Origin of the sequence: Frigoribacterium sp. CFBP 13605 (assembly GCF_014839405.1) — a bacterium.
GTDB lineage: Bacteria > Actinomycetota > Actinomycetes > Actinomycetales > Microbacteriaceae > Frigoribacterium.
On record NZ_JACYNS010000125.1, the window covers coordinates 1 to 6,475 of the forward strand.

The 6,475-nt window shown below is 72.4% G+C and carries 6 protein-coding genes; 5 read left to right on the forward strand and 1 reads right to left on the reverse strand.

Annotated features, from left to right (window positions below; genetic code table 11):
• The first annotated feature begins 389 nt into the window (after positions 1-389).
• From sigK to IFT36_RS14560, 4 genes are all read left to right on the forward strand, one after another.
• Positions 390-974: an ECF RNA polymerase sigma factor SigK gene (sigK, locus tag IFT36_RS14545; RefSeq protein ID WP_200413498.1), complete on the forward strand. Its 585-nt coding sequence runs from the start codon at positions 390-392 to the stop codon at positions 972-974.
• A gap of 235 nt (positions 975-1,209) precedes the next feature.
• A complete protein-coding gene (locus IFT36_RS14550; RefSeq protein ID WP_307785124.1) occupies positions 1,210-1,833 on the forward strand; it encodes a DUF4396 domain-containing protein in 624 nt (207 codons plus the stop codon).
• Positions 1,834-1,935: 102 nt separating this feature from the next.
• A complete protein-coding gene (locus IFT36_RS14555; RefSeq protein ID WP_056042961.1) occupies positions 1,936-2,322 on the forward strand; it encodes an iron chaperone in 387 nt (128 codons plus the stop codon).
• A gap of 181 nt (positions 2,323-2,503) precedes the next feature.
• On the forward strand, positions 2,504-3,403 hold the full coding sequence (locus tag IFT36_RS14560; protein ID WP_200413499.1) for an SDR family oxidoreductase: 900 nt from the start codon (positions 2,504-2,506) through the stop codon (positions 3,401-3,403).
• A gap of 81 nt (positions 3,404-3,484) precedes the next feature.
• On the opposite strand, the gene IFT36_RS14565 is transcribed toward IFT36_RS14560, so the two are convergent.
• A complete protein-coding gene (locus tag IFT36_RS14565) occupies positions 3,485-5,950 on the reverse strand; it encodes an ATP-binding cassette domain-containing protein (RefSeq protein ID WP_200413500.1) in 2,466 nt (821 codons plus the stop codon).
• Between the two features lie 172 nt (positions 5,951-6,122).
• Here IFT36_RS14565 and IFT36_RS14570 point away from each other — a divergent pair.
• On the forward strand, positions 6,123-6,475 hold a 353-nt coding region (locus IFT36_RS14570), incomplete at its 3' end, for a zinc-ribbon domain-containing protein (protein ID WP_374058402.1).

The window sequence follows — 6,475 nt, forward strand, 5'->3', positions numbered from 1 at the left end:
CGCCCTGCTCGACGGGGTCGGCGATCCCGGTGGACCCCGCCTCGTGCTCACGCACGGGGCGGGGTTTTTCCGTTGCCGCCCGGGGCCGGCCCGGGGTCAGGCGGCCGTGAACCCGGTTTCGAACGACGCACCCAGAAGAATCGGGGTGCATCGTTCGGAACCGGGTTCTTCGCGCACTGACGGCCGGGGGTCAGGAGGCGCGGCGGGGGTGACGAGCGCCGTGCTCACCGCGCCGGTCACCTCCGCGTCTGCCCGGCAGCTGACGACCACCGCAGACACGACTCGTGACCCCCGGTCTGGGGTCACCGCTTTCAATTCAAGCGCATAGAGTTCGAGGGGTGCCGTCGGTGGCACGAAACCTCGATCCCGAGCCCCCCGGACTGGACGCCATGTCTCTTGCACCTGCGCCACCCTTGGGGACCGACCGCTCCGACGACGACCTCCTCGTCCTCGTCGCCGAAGGCAACCAGCAAGCCTTCGCGGTCTTCTACGACCGGACGGCTGCCCGTGTCCTCGGACTGGTCCGTCGCATCCTGGTCGATCCGGCGCAGTCCGAGGAGGTCACGCAGGAGATCTTCCTCGAGGCCTGGCAGACCGCCGGGCGCTTCGATCCCGCGCGTGGCAAGGCATCGTCGTGGCTGCTCACGATGGCGCACCGCCGCGCCGTCGACCGGGTGCGTGCCTCCCAGTCCTCACGCGACCGCGACCTCGCGGTCGGTGCGAAGGAATTCGTCGACGCACGGGACGACGTGGCGGAGACGGCCGAGACCCGGGTCGAGCACGAGCGAGTGACGAAGGCCATGCGGACCTTGACCGACCTGCAGCAGCAAGCCCTCGAGCTGGTGTACTTCGGCGGGCTGAGCCACAGCGAGGCTGCCCGTGAGGCCGGCGTCGCCATCGGGACGATGAAGACCCGCATCCGCGATGCCCTGATCACCCTCCGTCGACTGATCGCAGAAACGGAAGCGGCCTGACCGACTCATCCCCCGGGATCGGGCCGGAGGCACGTGCCGAGCAGATCGGCGTCGAACAGCGGGCCTCACGACGTTCTCGTCGACGTCGACGCTCGGCATCGTCAGGGTGTTGGGTCGATGGATGGTCGCCGCCTCACCTGTCCTGACCGTCGACGCGTTCCCCGTCGGGTTCACGTTCCTCTCGTGAACCTTCATCGCCATCGGTGTCGTCTGCGCGGTCGGTGTCGCGGCCGACGTGGCCCGCCGCCCACAGCCGATGGCCGTGATGAACGTGGTGTGGCCCGTGACGATGCTGTTCGGCGGGCTCGCGTGGCTGCTGTTCTACCGTCGGACCGCGCGCGCCGCCCTGCGAGGACTGAGCCAGGTCGAGCGCGGGAGTTCGATGGCGGTCTCCGTCGCCACGGGTACCAGCCATTGCGGCGCGGGTTGCGCGATCGGCGACCTCGTCGCAGAGTTCGCCCTCGTCGCCTTCCCCGTCATCGGCGTCGTCGTCGGCCGGGGCACTCTGTACGACGACGAGATCTTCGCCGGCTGGATCATCGACTTCGTCCTCGCCTTCGCTCTCGGGATCGTGTTCCAGTACTTCTCCATCGCCCCGATGCGCGGCCTCGGCCTCCGAGCCGGCATCGTGGCCGCCCTCAAGGCCGACGCCCTGTCGATCTCGGCGTGGCAGGTCGGAATGTACGGGGTCATGGCGCTGGCCCAGTTCCTCGTCCTGCCCTCACTCTTCGGCGGGCGCGCGGACGTCGTCAGTCCGGAATTCTGGTTCGTCATGCAGATCGCCATGCTCGCCGGGTTCGCGACCTCCTATCCCGTCAACTGGCTCCTCATCAGGTCGGGCGTGAAAGAAGCGATGTGATCCGATGCAGACCTCGACGCCGCACACGAACGCTCGGCCCGGGGGCTGGCGCCCGCGCTCGTTCCGTCGCACACTGGTGCCCAGCGAACGAGAGGACTCGTCATGAGCGACACCGTGGTCGATCAGTACATCGCGGGGTTCCCGCCCGAGAGACGCGAAGCGCTCGAACGGGTGAGGCGGGCCATCCACGCCGGGTGCACAGGCGGCGTCGAGAGCCTGCGGTACGGCATGCCGGCCATCCGCTTCGAGGACGGGCAGACGCTCTACTTCGCGGCATGGACGCGCCACCTCGGCATCTACCCCGTGCCCCGGTTCGACGAAGCCCTCGAAGGCGACGTCTCCCCTCACCGACGCGCCAAGGACACCGTCGCCTTCGGCTGGGGCCGCCCCGTCCCCGACCAGCTGGTCGAGCGGATCAGCCGCGCGATCGCGTGCGGCGCGGCGACGATCGTGGACGCCCCTCCCCCGGCGTTCGCCGTCACCCGCTGACGGGCCCCCGCACTCCGCCGACGATCCGGACGAGTGGTCGCCGATCGTCCTCCGCCACGATGGCGGGCACGATCCGCGGTCACTCGTCCGCTGCGTCCGGGCCCGTACCCCGAACGCGCCGCGTCGGCGGAGGCGGCCCGGCGTAGCGTCCAGGGCAATTCCGAACCAGAGAGGACCCCGCATGACCCGCGACCAGTACACCTTCTCCGACCCGCGCACGCTCTACCCCACGATCAGCCCCGAGGTGCAGCACCAGGACGAGCCCGGCCTGCAGTCGGAGATGACGCCCGTCCCCGACCTCGGCGAGGAGACCTACCGCGGCACGGGACGCCTGCAGGGGCGCAAGGCCCTCATCACGGGTGCCGACTCGGGCATCGGCGCCGCCGTCGCGATCGCCTACGCCCGCGAGGGTGCCGACGTCGCCCTGAACTACCTGCCGAGCGAACAGTCCGACGCCGACCACGTCATCGCGCTCGTCGAGGCCGCGGGGCAGAAGGCCGTGGCCCTCCCCGGGGACCTGACCAGCGCCTCCTTCTGTCGCGAGCTGGTGCAGAAGGCGGTCGACGGACTCGGCGGCCTCGACGCCGTCGTCAACGTCGCCGGCAAGCAGGTCTGGCACGAGGACATCGCCGACATCACCGACGAGCAGTTCGACCTGACCTTCCGCACCAACGTCTACGCCCCGTTCTGGATCGTCAAGGCCGCCGTGCCGCACCTCGCCCCCGGCTCGACGATCATCAACACCGCCTCGGCCGAGGCCCACACGCCCGCGCCCGACCGCCTCGACTACGCCGCCACCAAGGGTGCGGTCAACAACCTGTCGAAGGGCATGGCGCAGCAGCTCATCACGAAGGGCATCCGCGTCAACGTCGTCGCGCCCGGCCCGACCTGGACCGTGCTGCAGGTGACCGACGGCGTCGACCCCGAGTCGCTGCCCGAGTTCGGCTCGAGCGAGGCCCCGCTCGGTCGCGCCGGCCAGCCCGCCGAGCAGGCCCCGGCCTACGTGTTCCTCGCCTCGGCCGAGTCGAGCTTCGTCTCGGGCGAGACGCTCAACGTCAACGGCGGCATGGTCTCGCCGTAGCCCGACCGACGACGGAACCGAGGAGGCGCGGGTCGGCTGGACCGCGCCTCCTCGGCTCCTCGGGTCAGTGGCCCCGGCGGCTCAGGCGGGCAGCGCCGCCGCGAGGTACGGCGCCGTGCGACTACCGGTCGCCCCGGCCACCTGTTCGGGAGTCCCGACGGCGAGCACGCGCCCACCGGCGTCACCTCCGCCGGGACCCAGGTCGACGACGTGGTCGGACGCCGCCACGACGCCCATGTGGTGCTCCACCACGACGACCGTGTTGCCCGCGTCGACGAGCAGCTGCAACTGGGTGACGAGCAGCTCGACGTCGGCGGGGTGCAGGCCCGTCGTGGGCTCGTCGAGCAGGTAGAGCGTGTGGCCCGAGCGTGCCCGCTGCAGTTCGGTCGCGAGCTTGATGCGCTGCGCCTCGCCGCCCGAGAGTTCGGTGGCCGGCTGACCGAGTCGCAGGTAGCCGAGCCCGACCTGCCGCAACGTCTCGAGGGCCCGGGAGGCGCTGGTCACCTCGGCGAGGAACGTCGCCGCCTCGTCGACCGTCATCGCGAGCACGTCCGCCACGGTCGCGCCGTGCCACGTGACCTCGAGCGTCTCGGCGTTGTAGCGGGCTCCGTGGCACTCGGGGCACGGCGAGTAGCTGCCGGGCAGGAAGAGCAGCTCGACCGAGACGAACCCCTCGCCCTGGCAGACCTCGCAGCGGCCCCCGGCGACGTTGAACGAGAAGCGTCCGGCGCCGTACCCCCGGGCCCGTGCCTCGTCGGTCGCGGCGAAGGCCTGGCGCACGGCGTCGAACAGGCCCGTGTACGTCGCGAGGTTCGACCGCGGAGTCCGGCCGATCGGCTTCTGGTCGACCTGCACGACGCGGTCGACCCGCTCGTGGCTCGTCGCCGTCTCGGCCAGCACGCCGCCGACCAGCGTCGACTTGCCCGAGCCCGACACCCCCGTGACCGCGGTCAGCACGCCGAGCGGCAGGTCGACGTCGACGCCGTCGAGGTTGTGCCGGGTGACGCCACGCAGTTCGAGGGTGGCGGTCGGTTCGCGGCGGACGGGCGACCCGCCCTGGGCGCGACCGTCGGCGGAGGGGTCGAGGAACCGCCTCGTGACGGAGTCGGCGACCCCGGCGAGCCCGGCGACGGGCCCGCTGTAGAGCACCGCGCCTCCTTGGCTGCCGGCCCCCGGGCCGACGTCGACGACCCAGTCGGCGCGACGCACGATGCTCATGTCGTGCTCGACGACGAACACCGAGTTGCCACTCGCCCGTAGCCGCTCGAGCACCTCGACGAGGGACTCGGCGTCGGCGGGGTGCAGGCCGGCGCTCGGCTCGTCGAGCACATAGACGACGCCGAACAGGCCCGAGCGCAGCTGGGTCGCGATGCGGAGCCGCTGCATCTCGCCCGGCGACAGGGTCGGCGTCGCACGGCCGAGGCTGAGGTAGCCGAGCCCGAGGTCGGCGAGCACGGTCGTCCGGGCCAGCAGGTCGGAGGCGATGCGGACGGCGACCTCGGTGACCTCGCCCGACGACGCGTTCGACACCGCCGCCGACGCACTCGTCAGGGTCGCCGTCGGCCGCAGGACGTCGCCCAACTCGGCGATCGGCAGGGCGTTGAGCTCGGCGATCGTCCGGCCGGCGAAGGTCACGGCGAGCGCCGCCCGGGTCAGGCCGCTGCCACCGCAGAGCGAGCAGGGACCGCTCTCGACGTACTGCAGCACCTTGGTCCGCTGGGTCTCGCTCTGCGAGTCGGCGAGGGTGTGCAGGACGAAGGCGCGGGCGCTCCAGAAGCGGCCCTTGTACGGCTTGGCGACGCGGTCGCGCTGGGGGGTCACCTCGACCACGGGCTGCTCCTCGGTGTAGAGCAGCCAGTCGCGATCGGCCCGCGGCAGGTCACGCCAGGGGCGGTCGATGTCGTAGCCGAGCACGCTCGTGACGTCGCGGAGGTTCTTGCCCTGCCAGGCTCCCGGCCAGGCGCTGATCGCGCCGTCGCGGATGCTCAGGTCGGGGTCGTGGACGGCGGACGCCTCGGTCACCTCGTGCGCGATGCCGAGCCCGTGGCAGCGCGGGCAGGCCCCCGCGACCGTGTTCGGCGAGAACGAGTCGGACTCGAGCCGGTCGGCCCCCGCGGGGTAGCTGCCGGCCCGCGAGTAGAGCATCCGCATCGAGTTCGACAGCGTGGTCAGGGTGCCGACGGTCGACCGCGAGCTCGGGGCGCCGCGGCGCTGCTGCAGGGCGACCGCCGGGGGCAGGCCGGTGATCTCGTCGACGTGCGGGGCGCCGCCCTGGGCGATCAGCCGCCGCGCGTAGGGGGCGACGGACTCGAAGAAGCGGCGCTGCGCCTCGGCGAAGATCGTGCCGAAGGCCAACGACGACTTGCCCGAGCCCGAGACGCCCGTGAACGCGACGATGCTGTCGCGCGGGACGTCGACGTCGACCGCGCGCAGGTTGTTCTCGCGAGCGCCCCGGACGCGGACGAATCCGCGGGCGTGGACGTCCGCGGGTGTGTCGGCGGGGGCGTCGGGCAGGTCGGGCACGTCGGGAGGGGCGGTGTCGGGCATCCGGTCGATGCTACGGGTGTCCGCCGGAGTCGGCCCGGGTGCCGGTGGCCCGGCGGGGTGCCGGTGCGGCGTCGGCGGGGTGTCGGCGGGCTGCCGGGCTGCCGGGCTGCCGGGCTGCCGGGCTGCCGGGCTGCCGGGCCCGAGTGTCGGTGGCCCGTCGTACCGTGTGCGCGTGCCCGAGCCGATCGCCGCCTGGTGGGCGCGACGCCGGTCGTCGCGCGGCCTCGCCGTGCCCTACCCCGTGGGCAGCTACCGCGAGGCGTGGGCGTCGTACCCGGTGCTCGTGCGGCAGTACCGGCCCGAACACAACGGTGGCATCGTGCTCAGCCAGATCCCGCCCGCGGCCGACGTGTGGCTGTGCTGGCTCTGCGACGCGGGCCACGTCTTCGTCGCCACCCCCGACGAACAGCGGCACCGGCCCGGGCGCGAGCGCCGGCGGTCGTCGTGGTGCCCCGAGTGCAGCGAGCTCGCCGCTCCGCGCGCCCTGCCGATGAGACCGCCGATGGCACCCGCGGCGGCGGTCCG

Coding starts and splice junctions, on each gene's coding strand:
- sigK (WP_200413498.1), top strand. CDS start 390: ATGTCTCTTGCACCTGCGCCACCCTTGGGGACCGACCGCTCCGACGAC.
- IFT36_RS14555 (WP_056042961.1), top strand. CDS start 1,936: ATGAGCGACACCGTGGTCGATCAGTACATCGCGGGGTTCCCGCCCGAG.
- IFT36_RS14560 (WP_200413499.1), top strand. CDS start 2,504: ATGACCCGCGACCAGTACACCTTCTCCGACCCGCGCACGCTCTACCCC.
- IFT36_RS14565 (WP_200413500.1), bottom strand. CDS start 5,950: ATGCCCGACACCGCCCCTCCCGACGTGCCCGACCTGCCCGACGCCCCC.